We start from the raw sequence: 23,905 nt of genomic DNA, 5'->3' as shown, positions 1-23,905 counted from the left end.
TACTCGCGAAACTCTTTTTGTCAATGGAAACATTCATAGGCATGTTCAAAAAGTAGATTTCAGCAGTGAGTCGTATAAGCATTAATATTTTCGGAACACAACGACTGCATTATGACCACCAAATCCGAATCCGTTAGAGAGCACGGTATGTAGATCCGTTGTTCTCGCTACATTCGGTACATAATCCAAATCACATTCAGGATCAGGCGTATCATAATTAATTGTAGGCGGTACAACACCTTCAACTATTGATTTCACGGCAATCACAGCTTCCAGCCCGCCCGCAGCTCCGAATAAATGCCCCGTAGCCGATTTGGTTGCACTTACTTTAAGCTTGTCTGCATGGGCGCCAAAAACTTGCCTGATCGCCTGCGTCTCGGACCGATCACCCAATGGTGTGCCTGTCGCATGTGCATTAATGTAATCAATTTCTTCAGGTGCAATCCGCGCATCTGCTAGTGCTTCATTCATCGCTCGTACAGCTCCCATTCCGCTCGGATCCGGTGCAGTGATATGATAAGCATCTGCAGATTGACCATAACCGATGATTTCTGCCCATATCCGCGCACCTCTTGCTAAGGCATGCTCCAACTCCTCCAACACTAATACACCCGCACCTTCACTCATCACGAATCCATCACGATTGGCATCAAACGGACGGCTCGCTTTGTGGGGCTCGTCATTGTGTGTGGACATAGCTTTCATATTGCAGAAACCACCAAACGAAAGCTCATTAAGCGGCGACTCCGCTCCCCCTGCAAGCATCATATCTGCCAAGCCGTTTTGGATCATATGAAAGGAATCCCCGATCGCATTGTTACCGGAAGCACATGCATTAACAGGTGTCGTATTGGGACCTTTGGCACCCAATTGGATGGATAGCTGGGCCGAACCCATATTAGCAATCATCATCGGAATCAAAAAAGGACTGATCCGGCGCGGGCTTCTCTCCAGCATCGTCTTGTGATTGTCGAGCAAGGTTTGTATGCCACCAATACCCGTTCCAATACTGACACCAACCCGATGTGCATTGAAATCGGTAATCGTGAATTGGGCATCGTCCAACGCCATCTTGCCTGCCGCTGTAGCAAATTGGACAAAGCGGTCCATATGACGAAGCTCTTTGCTGTCAAAAAAAGTCTCAGGCAAGAAATCTGACACGATTCCAGCTATCTGAGTTGGGAAAATGGCAGGGTCAAATCCCTCTAACCGCGAGATTCCGGATTCGCCGGCCACAAGTCGTTTCCAGAACGGATCTACCTGGGAGCCAAGCGGTGAAATCACACTTAATCCTGTAACTACTACTCGTCTTTTCATAACATATTCTCCTCTATTGGTTATTATGGGATTCCCCATCTCAATTCTTCTTATTCGTTGTTGCTGCAAGCGTGCTGTGGATCCAGCTTCCAATTAAGCAGCAGCCCAGCCTGTACGAGCCCGGCACCAAATCCATAGATGAGAATGCGGTCACCGTCATTCAGCTTACCCTCACGAATACCAAGGTCAAGCGCGAGAGGTATCGACGCGGCTGATGTGTTGCCGTAATTTACAAGGCTGTATAATGTCTGATCGAGTGAAATCCCGATACGTTCGCTAAGCGGCTCAATCAATCTCAGATTGGCACTGTGAGGCACGAACCAATCTATATCGGCAGTAGCATGACCACTTTTATTTAACAGCTCAAGTATGCCTTCAGAGACGCTTCTGACAGCCCAGCGAAACACCTCTCTGCCATTCTGTACAAGCTTCCCACTGCCATTTAACTGTGTGCCGAATATTTGATCAGCCAACCCTGTTTGGTAAACGTGGGATCCCCCTTTCCCTTCCGTAGCTTGATGATATGCTACAAAGCTGGAAAGCTCAGCATCTGCTTCTACCAGTACCGCACCCGCACCATCACCAAACAGTACACAAGTCGTCCGGTCTGTGTAATCGGTAATTTTCGAGAGCGTATCCGCTCCAAAAACTAGTATTTTACGATGCAGACCTGAGGCAATCATGCCCTCAGCCAGATGAAGTCCATAAGCAAATCCTGCACATGCCGCACTCAAATCTATAGCTCCGGTTGAACTGGATATGCCAAGCTTTTCTTGAAGGATCGCTGCCGTACTGGGAAAAGGAAAATCCGGTGTACTTGTTGCCACAATAATCAAATCAACATCAGCCAGGGACTTGTTATATCTGCTAATTAAATTATTAGCTGCTTCTGCACATAAATCACTGGTATATTGATCAGGCTTGCTGATCCGGCGTTCCCGAATTCCTGTACGCTGTATAATCCATTCGTCGTTGGTATCCACTAGTTTTTCCAAATCGAAATTGGTCAATCTTTGAGTTGGAACATAGGTGCCAATAGCCGTAATACGCGCCTTTATAAGCTGCATCATTTTAGCTCCTTTTTGATACTTAGTATTAGTACTTGGTACTAAATTCAGTATAACATATCCCCTTTCTTTTGGAAATATAAAAGCAACCCACGGCTGAATGCAAACAGCCTGAACGCCAAGTTGCTGGTGTTCAGGCTATTTATTCATACACCTTATATTATTTGAAGATGATTCTGGAACAATCGTTTAATTATATGGTGTAATTTTTAAGGAAGAATAGCCTTCGTTACCAATTCCCACTCATGGATTTCGTAGCCGCGCGCGTTCTCGATAACAATCGGGTCCTGCTTGACTCTTGCCAATACTTCATCAATGGATTCTCCGATATAAATAACAAGCCCTCCTGAACCGTCAACAAATCGTCCATTTGCAAAGATCCAGCCTTCGTTTCTGCCCTTTTCCAAAAATTCCAAATGCAGCGGCCGAAACTGCGCGCTTCGTTCCACACTGATTACCGGTAAAAAAACAGCATAATATTTCATCATTGTCGTTCCCCTTATCGTATTATCGCACTCCTGCTTAAAACAAGCTGAGATAAGATCCATAACCCGCTTGCTCGAGCTCTTCTTTGGGAACAAAGCGTAATGCCGCGGAGTTGATGCAATAGCGTAAACCTGTCGGCTGTGGACCGTCGTTAAATACATGACCCAAATGGGAGTCGGCCTCGCGGCTGCGCACCTCGGTGCGGACCATAAAATGCTTGTAATCCGGTTTATCCTTTACGTTGGCAGGTATGAGCGGCTTCGTAAAGCTCGGCCATCCGCAGCCGGAGTCAAACTTGTCCAGAGAGCTGAACAAAGGCTCGCCCGAAACAATATCTACATAAATCCCTTCACGATGATCATCCCAAAATTCATTTTGAAACGGAGGTTCCGTTCCACTGTTTTGAGTGACTTCGTATTGAATAGGTGTAAGAATTTGTTTCAGCTTCTGCTTATCTGCTTCTGTATTCCAGTGATTCTGAATAAAAGCTTCCCGACCCGAGCCTTTTCTGTAGCTTTTATAGCGCAGCGGATTTTTATGATGATAGCCCTGATGATATTCCTCTGCCTCATAGAATTCAGTTGCCGGGACGATTGGCGTTACAACTGGACGGTCGAAGCGTCCACTTTGCTCCAGAGCTTGCTTGGATGCCTCTGCCTGTACTCTTTGTTCTTCGTTATGATAAAAGATGGACGTTCGATATGAACCGCCTCTATCATGGAATTGCCCGCCGGCATCAGTCGGATCGATCTGCTGCCAGAACGTATCCAACAGCTTCGTATAAGGAAATACAGCAGGATCATAGGTGATTTGTACTGCTTCCGCATGTCCGGTTGTTTCCGAGCAAACCTGCTCGTAAGTCGGATTTACCGTGTGACCACCCGTATAACCGGACACCACTTTAATAATTCCCGGAAGCTCCTCGAAGGGCGATACCATGCACCAGAAGCAGCCACCTGCAAATGTTGCCAGCTCCTGGGTAGCTGTTTGTTCAATATTGTCGCTCATTTTCGTTACCTCCTTATCTGTATTGGAAAAAAGCTGTGTTCTCCCTACTATCATAACAAGAAACAGCGGACTCTCCAAATTGTATGGTACCAGCTCCCGTTTATCCGATTTCCTGGGTATGCTTGCCAAACGTAATACCCTTGAATTGTTCCTTCCACGGAGCGATACCAGGCAAGGATTCGAACAGATGGCTCACTTGATCTGTGTGTAAAGACTGTATAATTCTGCAGTACTCAATACATCCTGAATCCTCAATATATTGGATGCACTCTCGTTTACGGATCACAAATTGATCATAGGTAAGCTGACCCTCATAATACTGCTGTATATATGGAAATTTGTCATCCTTCTCCATGAGTAAAAACAAAATTGGCAAAGTACGTTTTTTTTGCAGCAAATCGTTTTTCACATCAAACCGGAGTACGTCCCGAATGTCATTGTCAAGCTGTGAAATCATCCCGATATAATTGGCAAGCTGATCCATCGTGTCCATCGTTCGTTGATCCAGATCGGGAATCAGCAAATATCCCATCGAGCATGCAAAGCGTAGCAGCGAACCCGATTTTTTCTCAATCATGGTCAAGTAATCACGTTCGGATGAAATGCTGTCATTCAAATCAATTTGCTGTCCGTTGATAGACTGCGACAATATAACTCCCAGCTTCGCCATCAAGGATGAACCTGCTTGTCTGTCGCTCTCTTGTAAGGTGCTTATCTCGGTCATAAAAGCAAACAGGAATGCCAAAATTCCATTCAACGTATAAGCGGTGGAGCATACGATCCAGGGCTTTCCCTTGTTGTCACCATCCTGTAAATCATCAATGATATCGAAGGATAGCAAGACGATTTCCGTCATGGCTGCTGCAAGATCAATACGAGGCGAATCTCCACCCAGCATATAATGTGTATATCGCGTAATATTAGACCATTGAGCGTTTTCAGTCGCTTTATCCTGAATAAAAGCTTTCATTAACTCATTTAAATCGGGTTCCGTAACGTACTTGTCCACAATCTGCTGCATCTCTTCAACAATTCGTGGCTCTATCATAAATCATCTCTCCCGTCCTTGTAATATTTACTTCGGATGAATGCTTCAATGGCTTCAACCCTCGTCTTCACCCCCAGTTTCCCGTAAATTTTTCTTTGATAATTATCCACCGACCGTTTGCTTATATGAATTTGCGCTGCTATCTGCTCAAGTGTAGTCCCCTTAATAATTAACATCATGATGAGTACTTCTTCATCGGTCAGCTCTGCAGTTGACGGCACTGCGCTGCCCTTAAACGTTTGCAAAACCGAACGCGGCATCACGATATAATCATCCAAAATGCATCCAATTACGTGCTGTATCGTTGCATGCCGAGTGCCTTTGGAAATCACTCCGCTTACTTGAAGCTCCAGAAAAACATCCGTCAAAGCTGACACATCCACACCGGTAAAAAAGACGATATGCGTCTTTGGGTATGAGGCTTTGATTTGTGCTGCAATGTCCGTTCCCATGTGATCCGGAAGCTGGTAATCCAGAAAAACCAAATCAGGACGGTATCTCTCCACAAGCTCCAGACATGACTGCCCATTGCTGGCTATACCTACGACCTCTACACCTTCAATCTGTTCCAGTAGTTCTTTGGTAGCTTGAGCCATTAAAGGATGATCGTCTGTGACAATTGCTTTTTTTATCTGCATCATGCCGATAAGCCTTCTTTCATTGGAATGGAAACAAACAATCGCATACCCTTGCCTCTACTCGATTCAAGCTCATACTCTCCATTTAAAGATAAGATCCGGCTTTTGATCTGCTCAATACCTGTACCGGATGATCCGATTTCTCTTACTAAAGCCAGACTGGACTCAAACCCAACTCCATCATCCAGATAAGTCAGTTGAAGCAGGCTCTTATGATCGACAAGATCAATCTGTACCTGATCAGCCTGTGAATGCTTCTTGGCATTGTTAATCAGCTCCTGCACCATGCGGAAAATGTGACGCTTCGTCTCCAAATCTCTCATTTCGATAACATTGGTCAGACTTGCGTTAAACTTTAACTCGAAAGGTGCGATTGCCGCTTCCATTTCTATCAATTGCTCTATGGTCCGGACAAGTCCGATTTCTTTTATCAAATAAGGATGCAGTTCGAAGCAGCTTTGACGCAGGTTGCTGTTAATCACATCAATGTAATCGATGATACTGATCATTTGGGTTTTATCCTGCTTCGTTAAAGCATACTTCTCGAGCAGCAGATGCAGCCGTTCTTTCAGAAAAAATAAATCCTGCATCGTCGTATCATGAAGATCGGTCGCAATGCGCACACGTTCCTTTTCCTGCAGCTCGAACATCAATTTACGAAACCATATAAAGTCATTACCAGCCTGCTCATTAGGAATTTGCGATGCCAACTCCTCCAGCTTCAGAGTGAGTTTGCGGATTAAGTGCACATTTTCCAGGCTAACAGCAAGATAAGTGATGATTAACTGCAGCCATTGCTTTTCCTCTACGCCGAGAAACGCGGTTGTCCGCTTCCCTGTCAGAACAAAGTAGCTTGTATACTCTTCCTGATGGTTGATCTTATAAATAGTTAAAGAAGGAGGCAACGCCTTCTCTCCATTCAAGTAGCTCTCAATTTCTGAGACATTAATATTTCCTTCTTTAATGATTTCCAAGGAATCCTTATATTGAAAAACAATCGCTCCCCCAAATACCTGCAAAGTATTGACGATATCCACCAGAATAATATCTTTAAATTCCCGAAAGCTCGTGATGGAACCAAGATTTTTAGCGATTTTTTTCAAAGCGGATTGCAAATAGTATTTGCGCGGAAATAGAATCGGTTCGAGTTTGGCGAACATATTTTCCAGCGAATACAACACCAAAGTAAGGATGGCAACGAACAGAACAAACATCATCAGCAGTCTTGCAAACGCAGCCTCGGCAGGGAAGAGCACCTTGATCATGACGACAAAGATACCGCTTGGAACCGTCGCAATCAGGGCCGTAAGGAGTACGCGCCGCAGCACAACGTCAATATCGTACAGCTTGGTCGTTACGACCAAATAAGCTAGTGTAATCGGGAAAAAGAAAACGAAAATGCCTGCATAAAGTGAGTTCATCCAACCATAACCATACAAATAATTAGGAATAAAGGAGAAACAGACGATCGGCGTGAATGAAACGAATATCGATGCCCATACCGTTTTGATCATGGTTGATATGTAGCTTTGCTCTTTACGATACTTGAGATACAGTTTGGATAAAATAGAAAGGGCTAATAAAAAACCAAACAAAAAGTACACAATGCAAAAAATGGAGTTAAAGCGGTAGATGTTATAGGTTAAAGGTGATGGCCAAAAATATGTGATTTGTGAAATCAAGGCAATTCCTGCTGTAACGACTGTATACATTTTTTTCAGCAATTTAATCGATAATTGATAATCCTGCTTTTCCTTCAAGAAGACTACAAAAAAATGAAGAAACAGGATAGGTACCAGCATAATGAACAGGAACATCATGATCTTGCCCAGTCCATCCCCCCTGATCGAAGCACCAAGCGCCATGAATGCCCCGCTCATATCGAGCAATACCAGAGTTAAATACCAGGCAGAGGGAGAGTTTCGCTTTTTTTTCAGCAGCAGCAGCGAGCCGATTAAGCTGAGGGCAGCCAACGTTACCGCCAGAGCATCATAATCGGTAAAGTTACGCCCTCCTTTGAATGAAACCTGAAACTCACTTCCGTTCCGTGAAGCTAAAACATGATCAGCCTGATCAAGCGAATGCCACTTGAACACAGAAGAATATTCAATTGGATCACGCCCGTTAACCTGTACAATAACATCTCCGATCTGCAGCCCTGCTTTCATAGCAGAATTTCTCTCATTGATCGTACTTACGTACCAGGACCCTGCTTGATTCAACTTCACGCCTGCCCCTATTACTGGGTACTGCGTACTAACATATAAGAACCACAGTTGGATAGAAACCATTAAAATTAGAACAAATTTGAAAAGCAATCGTTCTTTCATCCTAAAAACCTCTTTCTTTTTCGATAATTTATGATATAAAGGATATATAGGTTTATTTGGAATGTGAGGTGATAATATGGAAAATAAAAGAATATCCCCAGCATTGTATGCAGCCGCCAAAAGTCTTAAGCAATTAGATAAAGAATCTCTTGAAGCTCGTCTGAATGATCGCAGCTACTTGGACTCCCTTGGTTTGTCTGACGCAGAAGAAAAAGCTCTAATAAACGCATTTTTACATAATAACACAGACAATGTAGCAGATTGGGAGTAATACTCCATAAATACAATATTTCACCAACAATAAGAGATAATGTATATCAGAAACAGCAGTTTCTGATATATATTCTCTCTTTTTTTGTCGAAGACTGCAACAGGTTGCAACTAAAGTCTGCCTTCCATCGCACTACAAATGTGCTGATGTTAGTGAGATTTCATTATATGATAGATATATGATGAAAGTACATATATTGGAAATACAGGAAAGAGGGCATAATGATGAGAACGTTAAGTGATATCGTGTTAATTGAGTGTTATCTGGATTCTTTGGAACTGGATCTCGATAATGATTTTATTGAACTTCTAATGACTGAAATGAAAGATCGAAAAATAGAGATTCCTTCCTTACAATCGGAATTTTGTATATTCAATATGTCTGGCGATTACCTTCAATCCGTATGAAGTTCCTCCGTATGGGTCACTAATAGAGCTTGAGGTGGAAAACATCTCAGTAAATGAAGCATCACTCCATCAGTACGTTCACAGCGCAGTTCTTCAAGTCCTGCGGGTAAGAAAATTTGATCACCTTGCTTAACTTGTATTCGTCCGTCTTTCCAAACCAGATTGCCTGCACCTGCAGCGACGACAAGTATGGAGAAGCTGCCCTGCTGCCCCAGTACACAAGAAGTTGCGATTTCCACAGAGCTCAGAGCAAAATAACGGGTATCCTCATAACTAATCAACGAGCTCTCTGTGAATCCCTTCGATTCATGAACAAGCTTTGGCTGTAAACGAAAAGCAGCGGCAACCTCTTCCTCTGTATATACATCATAATGAAAACAATCGAACATCCGGTCAAAACCGATTCCTTGATGACACATAAACTCAGCAATTTCTCTACCGCTTGGCGTCATACGTTCTACACGAATCGTATAGTCTGTTGGTTCCTGAATTTCAAGCAAGAAACAACCTGAACCGATTGCATGGGGCATTCCGCCTTCCACTATAAATACCTGTCCCGGTTCCACTTTTAATTTATTCAGTGATTGCAGCATGCCTTCAATATCCTGCTCCCAAAATAGCTGCTCCCACTTTTCACGAGTCATTCCTGGCTTAAAGCCATAAAGTATATAAGGATCTTCTCCATTGATAACTCTTCCGCCCAGGATATACCATGCCTCTGTCTTGCCAAAAGCGGATTGAAAGAGCTTCTGCGCAGCTTGACGGTCAGGATGTACCTGAATGGTCAAACGTTCAGATGAATCCAGGGCTTTGACAAGTACACCCAAATGGCCTCCATACACTTGGGCATGACGCTCACCTAAAAATGACACAGGCTGTGCCTCTACAAGTTCCTTCAAAGATACAGGGGCTTCACCGTCAACCTCAACCCAACTCAAACCTTCCACTTTATCTTCTCGTCCCGCATTACGCGCCTGAACGACTGACGCTATCCATTCCTCAGGAAAAGAGTTATCCTGCGGCGATTCGATACCCTGCCATGCCTCGATCAGCTTACCTCCGTAATAGGTTCTCCACACACGATTAGACAACAGCTTCAACGGTTTTTGGCTTAAAGCAGATGATTGCGGCATATCGATTCCAGCCCCATTTCTGTTATTTGTTTCCTACAAGTATAGCACAACCAAAATCACTAGATATGTGGACTCACCCATGTTTCTTTCGCTTACTGTAAATTATACCTTTTTTGGCCGATTATAGGGAAGTTTATTTGTCGAATTCTGCTTTTCGTAATATCTTATATTTTTATGATAAACATAGTAATATTAGAGATGTAATTTAAACTGTTAAATTCATAGATTAGGGTGAGCATATGATTGTTAACGATTTGGAATTTCACAATGTCGCCGAGCTGGAGCAAGCTCATGGAGTCTCTGGACTTCTTTTACAGCGCTTTCCACAAAAGGTCAGATACGCACTGGGAACAGAAACCCGCCCCAATGGTCGTTATGTAGCGGAGCAGTCGACAGGCTGCGAAATACGATTTGTGACGGAAGCCCGTATACTGAGAGTGGTGATGACCGCAACGCTTGGTGAAGGGGATATCGTCATCTACAACGGGGATTATGTCCATTCCGTACACAGATTGGTGCCGGGACGTGTACATACGCTGCAGCTCGAAAAGCATGCCCGATTTGGGGAGGTTCACAAGCAGGCATTGGAGACGGGACGCTTCTCCTCGGATGTATGGAGGATCGGAATCAGCCGCAATTATGAAGCGGGAATTGGATTTCAAGTGGCATTTCATCATTTGGAAACGTTTGGGCACGTTTACCGGCCTCCGCACGCACATGAGCTTCCAAGTCAAACCATGTTAGCCTACGGTTCTTCCATTACGCATGGCTCCGGCGCAACCGTGCATCACAATGCTTACATTCAGCAAACTGCTCGACGACTCGGCTATGATCTATTGAACAAAGGCTTGGGCGGCTCCTGCCTGTGCGAAGCAGAGATCGCTGATTTTCTGGCTGAGCAACCAGCATGGGATATCGCTGTATTGGAGCTTGGCGTCAACATGAGAGACCTTTTCACAACAGAAGAATTCACTTCCCGTGCGCGGTACCTAATAAATCAAATTGTGACCAAAAACATCGGAAAACCTGTGTTCCTGATCACCTTATTTCCTAACTCATCGGATCATCTGGTCAGTGAGGATAACCCTTTAACGAATGCCAACAAACAATTCTCTCAGTCTATACGCGATCTTCACCGTGAATTTGCTCTGCCCCATCTACATTTGATTGAAGGCCATGAGGTTCTGAATGATTTTAGCGCTCTTGCTGCAGATCTGATTCATCCCTCTGATTACGGTCATATCATCATGGGAGAACGACTAGCACAACGCATCGCCGAGAAACTGTAGTTGTATGTAGGTTCACTTCAACTATTAACTTTCTCCTGTACGTGGATCTGGATTTGGATTGCGGCGAAAGCGGCGGAATCCCCACTTCAATAAATAAGGCACAACGAATAAAATAAATAATATTCGAAACATTTGATAGGCAACCACCAAAGACACGTTAGCTCCTACTAGTGTTGCTGTAACACCCATCTCCGTCATTCCGCCTGGGGACGTACCCAAAAAGGCAGTCATGACGGAAATGGGCATCAATGAACTAAACACAACGGAAAGTCCCAAGGAAAATGCGACTATGGCAACACTCCCCATAATCGAATAAGGAAGCAGTTTACGCCAATCCCCCAGACTGCTGAGCTTAATCCCCAGTCCCAAATAAATACCAAGACTCCATTGAGCCAAAATGATAAATAACGAAGGTAAATGCGGTGGTTCATACCCGGCAATGGTGAACAATGAGGCAGCCAGGATAGGCCCCAGAAAATAAGGTGTCGGAAACCTCAGCCTGACGGCAATCCAGACGGAAGCCATTACGCATAGCAATAAGATAACACTGAAAAGCGGTCTTGATGTAATAGCCTGCGCGGCTGCCATGATGGAACTAATAATCGTATCTGCAGATCCATTCGCTTGTCCATCAGGTCCTGCAACACCTTGAACAGCTTCGTTAGCCAAGCCATGCACTGCCAAAAAGGGCACGGTAAAAATAACCGTCAGCAAACGAATCGTTTGCATAAAGGCAACAACGGCTAAATCTGCACCTTCAATTTCTTCACTCAATACGACCATCTGTGACAGACCTCCAGGAATGCTGCCAATGGCACTGCTTTCGAAGCTAACATTCGTTTGTTTGGCTGTCCATGCTGCAACGATCAGGCTGAATACAATCGTTGTAATTGTTGCAATCAGCATTGACGGCAGCTGAGTCGATATTTGCAGGGCACTTTCTATCGTAAATGAAAGTCCCATACTATAACCAAGTAAAGCCAAACCCATATTTCGAAGTTTTTCAGGCCAAGCCAGACTGCGGCGCGCGAGTGCAGTCCAAAGCAGAACAGCCGTCAATGGTCCCAGCATCCAGCTGAGCGGAACATGTAACCAGGTAAACAACAGGCCGCCTGCAAAGGTGACCATTATCGTTTCTGCGATTCGTTTCAAAGCGACTCCTCTTTTCTTGTTGCCGTGTTAAAGCCATGCTTTCCATTATAACAAATGAGTGAGGATCAGACTTTAATTTTACGAATATTTCTCAATTACTCATAAGGATGTACCTATGTATAAAACTAAAAGCCAAGCTTTCAGGCAGATGCCTGTCCACTTGGCTTATTGATGGAATATCTTAAAACTGTACCAGTTCGGAAACCTTAACCGGTAATCCCGTCTTGATCGAGCGATTACCCGCGATTCCAGTCAGGATGGACATTGCGCCATCTACGTGCGAAGCCGCCCGATTGAAACGGTCATGATCCGGTTTACCGAACAAATCGTTCAGCAGCACAGGATCGCCACCACCATGTCCACCTTTGCTTTCTGCCACATGAACTTCGTAAGGGGCGTCGAACATCGGATAAACGGTAATTTTCTTACCTTTTACTGCGCCTTCCAAAGCCTGATCGCCGCCTGAATTTACATAGGAAGCTTCAACAACCTCCATCTCAATCCGGCCCTTCGTACCATTAAAGTTAACACGGAAGCCTTCCCAAGGGGAGTAGGCAAACAGGTTATAGGTTAGAATCGCATTGCTGCGGTACTTCACCATGACACCCATAGTGTCTTCAATATTGATACCATCACCGAACACACTCTGGTCACGGAAATATCCATCTTCTTTTTCCGCATCGAGGTACATGGCCTTCAGCTGCTCATTCTCTTCCATATGAAGAGCAAAAGGATCGTTCTTGGCATTGGCACTGCCGTGTGCGCGGGAGTAGAACTCGGTAACTCCACGCTTCTCGGCATTTTCGCGACCATAGAACATCAGATCTCCCAGTGCATATACCGTTGCAGGCTGCGTACCCAGCCAGAAGTTAACCAGATCAAAATGGTGTGTGGACTTGTGAACGAGCAATCCACCGCTATTACGCTTGTCCCGGTGCCAACGACGGAAATAATCCGCGCCATGCTTCGTGTTCAGCATCCATTCAAAATGCACACTCGTTACGTCGCCGATAGCTCCATCCATAATCAACTCACGGATCATCGTGTTGTGCGGTGAGTACCGGTAGTTAAAGGTTACACGAAGGTTTTGCCCCGTTCTCTTGATTGCGTCCAAAATCTCCTGACATTTCACCTCGTCGACCGTCATCGGTTTTTCGGAAATGACGTCACAGCCAAGCTCCATAGCGCGGATAATATAAGTATGGTGAGTTCGGTCAACCGTTGTTACGATAACAATATCCGGTTTCACCTCTTCAATCATACGATCAAAATCCTCTGATTTGTATGTTGGCAGCGGACCTACGCCAAAGGGTGCAATTTTGGCATTGGCATAATCCATCCGGGTTTGATTCACATCGCAAAAAGCGACGAGATCGGAAGTTTCTTTAAAATTCTCAACAATAGCTGTGTAGAAAAAAGCGGCGCGCCCACCTGTACCCACAAGCGCATATCTTTTACGTGCTGACATCTGTATTTCCTCCCTTGTCTGTGCTATTGTGAGTATAGCGCAATAAATACATGAAAACAGCACGAAAATTGCTTACATTTCATTTTTTCCACTTATATTGTTATTAATCTAGTTAAGAAAGTGGGTGGCCTTCACCATGACGGTTCCTAACAATCAAAAACCTTTCATTCATACGGAAAAGGATCTTTTTTATCTGGATCATAATATACGAATCGGCCCTTACACAATGGCTCAAAATCATTCCCATAATTCTTACGAGATTTACTATCTGCGCTCAGGGGAACGGTATTATTTTATTAAAGACCGTTCTTACCACGTCCGCAAGGGAGATATCGTACTCATACAGCCCAATGTGCTGCATAAAACGATGCAGGCTGAATTTCCAAACCATGAGCGGTTTTTGATCAATTTTCGTGAGGACTTTATCCATGGCATTCACCAGCAAATTGTACCTGATCTGCTCCGTATCTTTGATGAGCAGCCTGTGATTCATCCGAATCCGAGGGAACTAGCCATGGCCGAATCCATTATTGAAAAAATGATGCGAGAACAAAAGCTTGCAGAGCCCGGAGCTGCGGGTTATAACAAGCTGCTGCTAAGCGAGCTGCTGCTCCTGTTGTATCGTCATGCCGAGCAAACCGGCAGTACCAGCCAACCGGCCGAGCATCCGACCACACTTCACCGTAAAGTATCCGATATCGTCAAATATATTAACGAGCATTTTCGCGAGCCGCTAAGTTTGAAGGCACTTGCCGAGCATTTTCACATTTCCTCTTATTACCTGTGCCGCATTTATAAAGAAGTGACGGGCTTCACTGTCATTGAGTATGTCAATCAACTCCGAGTGCAGGAAGCACAGAAGCTGCTGAAAACGACTCGGTATTCGGTCACAGGTATTACTGAAAAAGTCGGCTTCGAGAGCAGCACGCATTTTGGACGCATATTCAAGTCGTTATGCGGACTATCACCGCTTCAGTACCGGAAATGGAATGGATAAGCGCTACTCAGCAGGTCATACAGGCAGGCTTTTTCCCTTCTTATTCATCCTGATTTGTGGTAAGATAACACTGATATAGTCACATGTAACTAATTAACTTCTATTGTTGAATGAATGAACTCAAAGAGGTGTCTTGCGAATGGACGAGCGTGAATTGCTTGTTTTGGGATTGTTAATGACCCAGAGCCAGCATGGTTATAAAATCAATGAATTTATCGAGAACAATTTGGGTCGCGTATCCGACATGAAAAAAGCGACAGCTTATTCCATACTGAAACGGCTAAATCAGAAGGGATATGTCGATGTTACCATAGAGCAAGAAGGCAATCGTCCTCCGCGGCAAATCTATACCATTACATCAAGCGGCGAGGAACAATTCAAGCTGCTGCTGAGGACAACCTTATCCGGATTAGACAATGTGACTCCTTCCGGTGATATCGGGTTTATGTTCATTGACCATCTGAGTACCCAGGAGGCTGTTGAGCTGATAGAGCTTAAATTGCAAAAGGTTGAGTTATTAATTACGAGCTTATCCTCTGTTCCACAGCATGGACAACGTACGGGAATCGATTTATCGATCAAACATCGAATTACTTTACTTGAATGTGAAAAGGCATGGTTATCCAATCTTATAGTTGAAATGAACAAGTAAAGAAACCCCTCCTTCGTAAATATAATTTACACAAAGGAGAGGTTTCTTTGTCATATCCAGCTTCGTATCGATACTGAACTATACCAGATTTTCCGGATTCAACTGCTCCAGCTCTGGAATCACAAATCGGCCATCCTTACGGATCAGCACATCGTCAAAATAAATTTCTCCGCCTCCGAATTCAGGACGTTGAATCAATACCATATCCCAATGTACCGAGGAACGGTTCGTATTGTCTGCATCCTCATAAGCATTGCCTGGTGTAAAGTGGATGCTGCCATCGATCTTCTCATCGAACAAAATATCCTTCATCGGCTGCTTAATATATGGGTTCACTCCAATGGCAAACTCACCTATATAACGTGCACCCTCATCCGTATCCAAAATCTCATTGAGCCGTTTCGTGTTGTTGCTGGTTGCCTCAACAATTTTGCCGTTCACAAAACGCAGCTGTACATTCTCGAATGAGGTACCGGTATAAATCGTGGGCGCGTTATAAGTAATGACCCCATTAACCGAATTTTTAACAGGAGCGGTGAATACCTCACCATCGGGGATATTGTGTGTGCCAGCACACGGAATTGCCGGGATATCTTTAATGGAAAAGCTCAAATCGGTTCCTTGTGCAACCAGTCGGACCTTATCCGTGCGGTTCATCAGCGCAACGAGCGACTCCATAGCTAGTGCCATTTTGCTATAATCGAGATTACACACTTGGAAGTAAAAGTCCTCGAAAGCTTCGGTGCTCGTATTGGACAGCTGGGCCATGGAAGCGTTAGGGTAGCGCATCACGCACCATTTGGTATGATTGACACGCTGCTCAACGACCGGACGCTGATATTCCTGAACGTACAGCTTCATTTTATCCTCGGGTACGTCAGAAGTTTCTGTGATATTGTCCCCGCTGCGTATCGCAAGATAAGCCTGCATCCGTTTCATCCTTGCAAGCTCCAGATCACGAAGTGTATGGTACTGCTCTTTCGTGCCTCCCAGCATTAAGCTTCGGGTCACAGCAGGGTCGCGAAGCTCGATAAAAGGATGCCCGCCCGCCGCGTACACTTCCTCAATCAGACATTTGGTTAGCTCCTGATCGTTCACTCCGATCATTTCGATCAGTATATGTTCACCCGGCTGCAAGCTCACGGAATAACGAATTAAATTGTTCGCAAATATTTTCAATCGTGGATCTCTCATTCCAGCATCACTCCTTATTATGTACTTACTTCTAACTAATGTAACCAATTTCCGGCCAAACATCAACCTTCCCATACGCATATCAAGGATGCCTGCTGCGAAACAGCAAAGCATCCTTGAATACATCCGAATCTATATCAGCAAGCCGTTTAATTTCAGACTGTACTTTTCTTTTTGATTTCCGTGCGAATCATTTGCAGAGCTATGGCCAATAAGATGAACAATTGAGTCAATGTGGTTTCCCAGGTCGGGTACAGCCCCAACCAGGTCCAGGTTGGAAGAACGGGTGATGAGTGTGCCGACAGCTGCCCTGCTACCTGAAGGGAATGGATACTTTGACCGAGAAATTTAAATACCAGGTAATAAATAAGCAGCGTAGCAACCAAGAAGAAAGGACGAATCGGCAGCTTTACGCTTCCTTTTATCATAATAAATCCGAGTACGATCAGCACAACTAATGCGCCACCAATACCTGTAATCAGCTGTAAAGGTTCAATAGAAGGCGCAATTCCGATATAAAAGATGGTCGTTTCTGCACCTTCCCTTAATATAGCCAGCCCCGCTACCAGAAACAGTGACCATAGGCTTCCGCTGGCAAGCGCCAAACCCATCCTTTGATGTATATATTGATTCCAGGCCTGCACCTTTGATTTGCCGTGAAGCCAGGCTCCAACTGTCAACATCATGAGGACGGATAATAACCCCGTGTAGCCTTCTATCATTTCACGAGTCGTACCCGCTGATACACTAGCCAGAGCATAAGTAAGGACTACTGCCAAAATCCCGCTCAAAATAAGACCTGTGGCTGCGCCTCCCCATACCCATTTGGTTTTGTCAGGATTGCCTGAACGGTTCAAGAAGGCAACTAAGGCAGCCAGTACCAACAGAGTCTCCACACCTTCCCGTAACAAGATCAATGCTGCATCCCAAGCCGTGTATGCCGATGCAACCAGGTAAGGCTCCAGCTCTTTCACCATGGAAGCAATAACGGATGCAGCCTGATCGGCTTTGGGCGGTACCGATAACAAATAGCCCGAAGCCTCTGTCATTTGATTTTCGATTCGCGTATACATTTCAGGAGAACGCGTCAGCACTGCTCCTTCCACAGAAGGCCATAATCGAATGAACGCCTGCATCTTCTCACCTGCTGCAGCATATTGCGCTCCATGTATCGCCTCCTGGGCTTGATTAAGAAGCTGCTGAGCGTCTGCAACCGATCGTGATCCGGTATCAACACGAGTTGGTACCACTTTCCCGTTCGAATAGTCTTCTAACGTCCTGGCTAATTCAGTGATGCTTGCAACCGCAGCTTCCAACCGAGGCGGCTCCGCCTGGAGCGATATTCGAGTCATACTGGATTGCGTTTCAATGTCACTGTAGACGGCTGCATTATCATTACGAATAAGATTTTCTGCTTTTAACCATTGGCTGTTAAATCGCTTATAGTCACTTTGGGCCTTTTGCAGCTGATTATGCTGAAGTGCATCCAAGCTTTGCTGGAGGATGGGCAGCAACGATTTGGCAGCTGATTTGCCATCACCCTTACTGACACTCTTCTCTTGCGAAGCCACGTAGGCTTCAGTAGCTTTAGTTAGTTTGGAAAAAGCCTGATAAGCGAGCTCCGGCTTGCCTTCTGCTTCCCCTATTGCCTGCTTGACAACCGCCAAGGCCTCGGTTACATTGCGAACAAGCTCAGAATCAGGCGGGTTCAACGCCTTCCACTTCGTCTCGAACTCTCCCAGCTCTCCAGCAGCTTGCTTCCAATCCTTTTGACCAGCGTGGACTAAAGCTCCTCCCGTTAAGGGAAGTAAATCTTTAATTGCAGACTCTTCTGCTGCCACAGCCAAGCTTCGCCCTCCTACCGAAAGCAACAATAAGAGCGAAACCGCCACGAACAGTAAAACAACTTTCGGAGATACAAACTCTTGAACCTTACTCATAACTGCCCCCCTCCACGAATTTATCCTTCGAACAATGCTTGCCCTAAATACCCGCTTTCCCGAACTCCGTTAAAGCAAGCAAAGACAGCACTGCCGACGTGTGTGATATATTCGTTCAATTTATCCTGCATAGCCAGCCGCTGCTGAATGGGGATAAATTGTTTGGAGAGGTCGCGTTGGTAACTAATAAAAAAAAGCCCAGCATCCAACTGACCTGTTTGATGGTCAATACCACTGGAGTAGGAATAAGAGCGGCGTAAAATTTTTTCTTTCCCATCGGAGTTCGCCAGCCTGACATGTGAGGTCATCGGAATTTGAGGCTGTCCATCGGCTCCCTTGGCATCTAATTGCAGAGGATCAAATTCATGCTTGCCTCCAAGCGGAGCTCCGGAATCCCGATAGCGGCCAAATGTCGCCTCCTGATCACCAAGCGTAGAACGGTCCCATACCTCGATGCGCATACGGATGCGTCTCACAGCCATATAGCTGCCACCTGCCATCCAGCTGGGCCCATCAGAGGACTGCGTCCAGATGAGCTCGTTCATTAATTGTTTATTATTCACATCCGGATTGCCAGTCCCATCTTTGAAGCCAAGCAAATTTCTCGGGGTATCGTTCGGGTTACCGGCTGCTCCAGTCCTTTGAAATCCCTCTTGCGTCCAGCGCAATACAGCTTTACCTCTGGCGATACGAGTAAGATTACGAATAGCATGAAAAGCGACCTGAAGATCGTCCGAACAGACCTGCACGCCGATGTCTCCCCCACACCATTCCTTGCGAAGATTATCCCCTTTGAACCGCGGCAAATCTGCCAGCCCGTCTGGTTTTTTGGATGATAATCCAAAACGGGAATCAAAAAAGGAGGGGCTCACCCCAAACGTAATCGTCGTTTTTGAAGCACTTAAGCCTACAGCCTCCCCTGTATCCGCAGGAGGATGCTTGGGATTCGTGTTCTCTGTTCCGACCGGCTCTCCCGAACACATCAGCGCTGAGGCTGATGTCCAGGCTTTGAACAGCTCAACTACCTCACCCAACTGAGTGGTGCTTAAATCAAATGAAGCAAAACACAAGAAATTTTGCGAAGGGGTAAGTATGCCCGCTTGATTCATACCATAAAAAGGGATACGATCACTAGCCGCGTTAGTCGTCCCAACTAGTGAACTGAATCCCTTTTGCGTTCCGGCTAATACGCCACCGATACCGACCGATCCGATCAGGAGGCCCATTCCCCCTACGCCAGCCATCTTCAGCATGTCCCGCCGGGAAATCGGTGTTCCCTTCTTTTCCCGGTCCACGCTGCCTTCTGAATCCACTTGCTTTTTATTGATATCGTCCATACCTTCTAAGCCCCCAGCTTTTTACCCATATTGGATAAAGGTTCAGCTAATGAATCCACGGCCTGACTGAGTTTTTTCGTCTGCTCCGGCTTCAGCTCATCATACAGCAGATATCCATTGCCCTTCTTATATGCAGCAAGTTCAGTGGTCAGTGCGGTAAAACGGCTCTCGATCGTTTTGACCAAGCTGGCATCCTTCTTTGTAAGCTCCGGCTTTAACAGCTCGAATATTTTGGCAGCACCTTCTACATTAGCAGCAAAATCATACAAATCGGTGCGGGAGTAACGTTCTTCCTCACCGGTTACTTTGGTCGATGATACCTCATTTAGCAGCTCTACAGCTCCGGTCAATAAAATGTTTGGGTCAATCTCTACAGTCTCTACTTTGGCACGAAGCAGCTTGCTGTCACTTAAGAGAGTATCGGCAACGGATTCCATTCCTTTGGTCGTCTTGTCTACCCATAAGCTTTTCTCGATGCGGTGATAGCCCTTCCAGTCCTTGTCATCAACATCACCTTCACGGGCATCAATATTCGGGTCCAAATCGCCAAAGGATTCGGCTATAGGCTCAATCCGCTCATAAAACATACGCGCTGGCGCATACAGCTCCTGACTTTTCTTGATATCCCCGGCTTTCACTGCGGTTACAAATTCAGTAGTTGCTTTGACGAAGGCATCCGATTGCTCAATAACATATTTGCGGTATTGCTCCACTTCTTTTTTTAATTCTACACTCTCACCAGACTTACCCGTTTCTGTTTTGGGGACAGGCTGAACACTAGTGGTATTGACGCTGCATCCTGAAAATAACAGTGATGAGCAAAGAACGGCTGCTGTAATGACATTACGAGTTTGCATGAGAAAGGACACTCCCTATAATTTATGATAAAAACTAGTTCCGTTGATAATTGATCTCAATAGAAAGTAACATAGATGAGAATAATTATCAATATATCTTTTTGGCAGTTTGTGACTTAAAATTTACAATCCCTGGAACTATTTTGAAAAATGATTATTGAAGCCGCTCATTTTGGGGTAAAGCTATCATAGAGGTCGTATCACTTGCATGTGTAACAAGAATACATACAAAAGGAGGCGTTCATAATGAACCGCAGCGACACCGCACAATTGCAAAAAATTCGCAAGGAAGAAAAGGAATACCATGAACAGTATTTCGAGGATCATAAGCTGTACGAGGAAGGAACCTGGCTCGATGAACCCGTCGCCATCATATTGGATCTAGCCGATCAGGTCAATGTCGGACAGCCTATGAGTATATTGGATTTGGGTTGTGGTGTGGGAAGGAACAGCATACCGTTGGCGCAAAAGGTCAAGCCCGGTGACGGTCGTGTTGTATGTGTTGATCTGCTGGAAAAAGCACTTCATAAGCTCGTCCATTATAGTGAGCAGTATCAAGTACGGGATGTTATTTACACCGAACAGGCAGACATCAGTGATTACCAAATAGCCGTTGGCAAATTTGACTACATCGTCGCTGCCTCCAGCCTCGAGCATTGCAAATCCACTCATATGTTAAAAAAAGTTATCCAATCGATGGTTCAAGGCACTAAAAGCGGAGGAATCAACTGCATCATCATGAACACCAATATCGAAGAGTTTGATGCCAAGACCCATAAGCCGCGGGAAGCTTTATTTGAGGTAAATATGGATAAGGAAAAAGCGTTGAAGCTATTGCGTCAGCATTACGAGGGCTGGGAGGAGCTCCATGTCTCCGACGAGCCTTTGGAATTGGCCATTGATCGCGATGATCAACCTGTTCTATTGAAGGCAGACAGCCTCACCTTTGCAGTGCGCAAGCCATAATACTGGTCAATACATCATGCCCCGGTGCTTGCGGGTAAAGCTGCAAGCGAACCGAGGCATTGTTGGTTGTTTTCATTTAGAGAAGACTGTAAGTGTTTAGAGAAGGTTATACCCACGTTCACCAAAAGGCTGCAGCTTTTCGATCCATTTCGCAAGCATTGTCTCCAGCTCTTGATCAATATCCTGATAACCCTCCATCCGTTCCTCCAACAGCTCCAATGTCTCAAATGCGAACTGTTTATCTCCAAGCTCCTTCCATTCACTCTCGAATGCTTTATTACGCTCCATACCCATACCCAATTCAAACTGATGACGATTCCATCGACCATCCAGATTGCGACTGCTGCCAATAAATATTTTACCATTCACCGTATTGCGTATTTGATAAATGCCCATCGGGCGTTTCGTCTCTTTGTAGGCTAGCAATAATTCTTTTCTTTTTTCCTTAGACATAGGTGTTACCTCCTCTTTAATCCAATAAGCACTGCCATCAGGCTCTCGGTCCATTAACTCATATTCAATCATATAACGACGCAGGGTGACATAATCGGCATACACCTGCTCCAGCTGTGCATTCACTTCTTTTTCTGTGTAACGCCTGCCCGCCTTAAATCTTGAAACGATATGCTGCAATACGATAAACTTTTTCTTTTCTTTACCAGGAAAGCTGATTATAGGTCCATCAGGACCTTCTATAAAATACTTAAGAATAGTATCCTGATATTCTTTGTCTGTTATTGAAAAGTTATTGTCGCGTACTGCAACTGTGCGATGAACGGCACCAGCATGCTGTCTGGAGGTGCGTTCGCTTTTCTTCGAACCGGAGCCGTTCTTTTTCTCCAGTAAATCCATAATAGCGACGAACAACCGTGCCTGCTTTTCCTTCTCGCGCAGAGCGAATCGGTGATTACGAATGGTTGAGGCGCTGCCTCCGTCCAGCTTACTGACGATCTCATTATCGCTATGTCCTTCGTAAAACAGCTGAAGCAAGTTTTTTTGCAAATCGCTTAAACCGGTTAGCTTCTTGTTTAACCCGATCAAATAATGGAACATCGTGCCATGCTCGTTAGCTATGTGCAGGGTTGTGAATTTTTCCGCTTCATAATATAAGTCATCAGCTCTATATATCATTCCTTTTTGGAACTGGTCACCGCAAATTAGACAAATAAATGTATCTGTGCTTTCATCCCATGTATACCCACGCTTGAGTTCCTCCAAAGGAACCCTCCACAGTAAATCTGATTCATACATAAATAGACTTCCTTTCTAAATATCGATTAATATATAGATATATTATTATAACGTTTGGTTTATGTCAAACTTTAATCCATAAAAATAAGCCGTTACCTTGCTCATCCTCTCCTGGTATTGGAGAAAACGACAACAGGGTAACGACTATGTCGGCACATCAATAAAGCCCTATCAGGATGTATACCAGGCTGGAATTACCTTATCAAACCCAGAATGATCCTCCGTCACGATACGATTACGTTCTTGCATCGATTCCAGTTGGTGTGGCACGACTTCCAGTGTCCAGGTGATATTAGGAAATAGCGTAAGAGCCGTATATAAAGCATATAGCCTCCAAAAGCGCTCCGGAATTTCTTTATTAAAATATCCATCAATCTGTCCTATTGAGAACGGTACACTCACCTGGCGACTGAAATAGGCAATTTTCATAAAATCATGGTAAGGATCTCCCCAGTCAAATCGGTTGAAATCGATAACACCAGAATATCCCCTATTATTGACAAGCAGATTGCTTGGGTGAAAATCATCATGCTGAAATTTGCTAGGGCGGTCTGTCATCTGCTTGAGATTCGCCTCAACAAACTGGATGACTCTCTCCTCTTGCTCGATCTTGACTCCACATTCCCTATAAGCAGCCAGCTGTCTGTAATGCTTGGCAGACCGTCTTTTATCCCACGCTTCCAGACCATTTGGTGGATTTAATCGGTGCATGAGCAGCAGTTGTCGCCCCGCCTCAACACCAATCTGATATTGCTCATCTGACGTTAATGCTGGCAGCAGCTCAGCGGCGTCCTCGCCATTTACATATCCAAGCACCATATAGCACAGATCGAGCTCTTCAATAATGCCGAACTCTATAGGCTCTGAGGTTGTAACCCCTTGATCAAATACACTGCGAACAACCTCAAATTCACGCTGCTTCTTCTCCCTTTGTGAAATCGAAGCCGTCCGCAGTACATACACGGGTACAATTTCATCTGTATAGAGAAAGTATTTGCCGTCAAAGGAAAATCCCTTATTGATGGTTTGCAGCTTTTTGATATGACGAAGGGAAGCTATATGTCGGTGAACAGCAGCCAAATCCATTTCATCACTCC

General features: G+C 45.0%; 22 protein-coding genes. 6 read left to right on the top strand and 16 right to left on the bottom strand.

What is annotated here, in order from left to right; genetic code table 11:
• Positions 1–81: 81 nt before the first annotated feature.
• The 7 genes from fabF to BK127_RS10425 all read right to left on the bottom strand — a co-directional run bounded on the left by fabF (position 82) and on the right by BK127_RS10425 (position 7,894).
• Positions 82–1,317, bottom strand: coding sequence for a beta-ketoacyl-ACP synthase II (fabF, locus tag BK127_RS10455; protein WP_076229996.1), 1,236 nt, complete (start codon positions 1,315–1,317; stop codon positions 82–84).
• A 50-nt stretch (positions 1,318–1,367) separates the two neighbouring features.
• Positions 1,368–2,384: a ketoacyl-ACP synthase III gene (locus BK127_RS10450; protein WP_144026435.1), complete on the bottom strand. Its 1,017-nt coding sequence runs from the start codon at positions 2,382–2,384 to the stop codon at positions 1,368–1,370.
• Positions 2,385–2,593: 209 nt separating this feature from the next.
• Positions 2,594–2,872: a YciI family protein gene (locus BK127_RS10445; RefSeq protein WP_305954291.1), complete on the bottom strand. Its 279-nt coding sequence runs from the start codon at positions 2,870–2,872 to the stop codon at positions 2,594–2,596.
• Between the two features lie 34 nt (positions 2,873–2,906).
• Positions 2,907–3,878 (bottom strand): peptide-methionine (S)-S-oxide reductase MsrA, encoded by a 972-nt coding sequence (gene msrA / locus BK127_RS10440; RefSeq protein WP_076229994.1) that lies wholly within the window; start codon positions 3,876–3,878, stop codon positions 2,907–2,909.
• 100 nt (positions 3,879–3,978) lie between these two features.
• Positions 3,979–4,926, bottom strand: a complete 948-nt coding sequence (locus BK127_RS10435) for a polyprenyl synthetase family protein (protein ID WP_083689222.1) — start codon at positions 4,924–4,926, stop codon at positions 3,979–3,981.
• Positions 4,923–5,567, bottom strand: a complete 645-nt coding sequence (locus BK127_RS10430; protein WP_076229993.1) for a response regulator transcription factor — start codon at positions 5,565–5,567, stop codon at positions 4,923–4,925. Before BK127_RS10430 ends, BK127_RS10435 begins: the two co-directional genes overlap by 4 nt.
• Positions 5,564–7,894: an ATP-binding protein gene (locus BK127_RS10425; RefSeq protein ID WP_076229992.1), complete on the bottom strand. Its 2,331-nt coding sequence runs from the start codon at positions 7,892–7,894 to the stop codon at positions 5,564–5,566. The genes BK127_RS10430 and BK127_RS10425 overlap by 4 nt, the downstream gene beginning before the upstream one ends.
• Positions 7,895–7,970: 76 nt before the next feature.
• Here BK127_RS10425 and BK127_RS10420 point away from each other — a divergent pair, with 76 nt between their 5' ends.
• A complete protein-coding gene (locus BK127_RS10420) occupies positions 7,971–8,165 on the top strand; it encodes a hypothetical protein (RefSeq protein ID WP_076229991.1) in 195 nt (64 codons plus the stop codon).
• Between the two features lie 224 nt (positions 8,166–8,389).
• Positions 8,390–8,572 carry a sporulation histidine kinase inhibitor Sda gene (locus BK127_RS10415; RefSeq protein WP_076229990.1) on the top strand — a complete coding sequence of 61 codons (183 nt, stop codon included), beginning with the start codon at positions 8,390–8,392 and terminating at the stop codon, positions 8,570–8,572.
• Here BK127_RS10415 and BK127_RS10410 read toward each other — a convergent pair.
• On the bottom strand, positions 8,560–9,705 hold the full coding sequence (locus tag BK127_RS10410) for a type I phosphomannose isomerase catalytic subunit (protein WP_076229989.1): 1,146 nt from the start codon (positions 9,703–9,705) through the stop codon (positions 8,560–8,562). The two genes, BK127_RS10415 and BK127_RS10410, sit on opposite strands and share 13 nt — an antisense overlap.
• 239 nt (positions 9,706–9,944) lie before the next feature.
• Here BK127_RS10410 and BK127_RS10405 point away from each other — a divergent pair, with 239 nt between their 5' ends.
• Positions 9,945–10,994, top strand: a complete 1,050-nt coding sequence (locus tag BK127_RS10405) for an SGNH/GDSL hydrolase family protein (protein ID WP_076229988.1) — start codon at positions 9,945–9,947, stop codon at positions 10,992–10,994.
• A gap of 24 nt (positions 10,995–11,018) precedes the next feature.
• On the opposite strand, the gene BK127_RS10400 is transcribed toward BK127_RS10405, so the two are convergent.
• Both BK127_RS10400 and BK127_RS10395 read right to left on the bottom strand, forming a co-directional pair.
• Positions 11,019–12,146, bottom strand: coding sequence for an AbrB family transcriptional regulator (locus BK127_RS10400; RefSeq protein WP_256711256.1), 1,128 nt, complete (start codon positions 12,144–12,146; stop codon positions 11,019–11,021).
• Between the two features lie 181 nt (positions 12,147–12,327).
• Positions 12,328–13,614, bottom strand: a complete 1,287-nt coding sequence (locus BK127_RS10395; RefSeq protein ID WP_076229987.1) for a Gfo/Idh/MocA family oxidoreductase — start codon at positions 13,612–13,614, stop codon at positions 12,328–12,330.
• 136 nt (positions 13,615–13,750) lie between these two features.
• Here BK127_RS10395 and BK127_RS10390 point away from each other — a divergent pair, with 136 nt between their 5' ends.
• Complete coding sequence (locus BK127_RS10390; protein WP_076229986.1) at positions 13,751–14,611, top strand: AraC family transcriptional regulator; 861 nt, start codon at positions 13,751–13,753, stop codon at positions 14,609–14,611.
• A 139-nt stretch (positions 14,612–14,750) separates the two neighbouring features.
• On the top strand, positions 14,751–15,263 hold the full coding sequence (locus BK127_RS10385; RefSeq protein ID WP_076229985.1) for a PadR family transcriptional regulator: 513 nt from the start codon (positions 14,751–14,753) through the stop codon (positions 15,261–15,263).
• A 78-nt stretch (positions 15,264–15,341) separates the two neighbouring features.
• Here the strand turns inward: BK127_RS10385 and BK127_RS10380 are convergent, their stop codons facing one another.
• The 4 genes from BK127_RS10380 to efeO all read right to left on the bottom strand — a co-directional run bounded on the left by BK127_RS10380 (position 15,342) and on the right by efeO (position 20,591).
• Positions 15,342–16,457, bottom strand: a complete 1,116-nt coding sequence (locus BK127_RS10380; RefSeq protein ID WP_076229984.1) for an aminopeptidase — start codon at positions 16,455–16,457, stop codon at positions 15,342–15,344.
• Positions 16,458–16,612: 155 nt separating this feature from the next.
• Complete coding sequence (locus tag BK127_RS10375; RefSeq protein WP_076229983.1) at positions 16,613–18,397, bottom strand: FTR1 family iron permease; 1,785 nt, start codon at positions 18,395–18,397, stop codon at positions 16,613–16,615.
• 20 nt (positions 18,398–18,417) lie between these two features.
• Complete coding sequence (gene efeB / locus BK127_RS10370) at positions 18,418–19,734, bottom strand: iron uptake transporter deferrochelatase/peroxidase subunit (protein WP_076229982.1); 1,317 nt, start codon at positions 19,732–19,734, stop codon at positions 18,418–18,420.
• Positions 19,735–19,739: 5 nt separating this feature from the next.
• The gene (gene efeO, locus BK127_RS10365; protein WP_076229981.1) at positions 19,740–20,591 is read right to left on the bottom strand and encodes an iron uptake system protein EfeO; all 852 of its coding nucleotides are present in this window, start codon (positions 20,589–20,591) and stop codon (positions 19,740–19,742) included.
• Positions 20,592–20,837: 246 nt separating this feature from the next.
• Here efeO and BK127_RS10360 point away from each other — a divergent pair, with 246 nt between their 5' ends.
• Positions 20,838–21,557 carry a class I SAM-dependent methyltransferase gene (locus BK127_RS10360; RefSeq protein ID WP_076229980.1) on the top strand — a complete coding sequence of 240 codons (720 nt, stop codon included), beginning with the start codon at positions 20,838–20,840 and terminating at the stop codon, positions 21,555–21,557.
• A 96-nt stretch (positions 21,558–21,653) separates the two neighbouring features.
• Here BK127_RS10360 and BK127_RS10355 read toward each other — a convergent pair whose 3' ends face one another.
• Together BK127_RS10355 and BK127_RS10350 are read right to left on the bottom strand one after the other, a co-directional pair.
• Positions 21,654–22,808 carry a DUF2087 domain-containing protein gene (locus BK127_RS10355; protein WP_076229979.1) on the bottom strand — a complete coding sequence of 385 codons (1,155 nt, stop codon included), beginning with the start codon at positions 22,806–22,808 and terminating at the stop codon, positions 21,654–21,656.
• Between the two features lie 171 nt (positions 22,809–22,979).
• Positions 22,980–23,894 (bottom strand): aminoglycoside phosphotransferase family protein, encoded by a 915-nt coding sequence (locus tag BK127_RS10350; RefSeq protein WP_076229978.1) that lies wholly within the window; start codon positions 23,892–23,894, stop codon positions 22,980–22,982.
• Positions 23,895–23,905: the final 11 nt, after the last annotated feature.

This window comes from Paenibacillus sp. FSL H7-0331 (genome assembly GCF_001956045.1).
The sequence above is the reverse complement of the archived record's forward strand: the minus strand, read 5'-3'. Positions and strand labels throughout refer to the sequence as shown.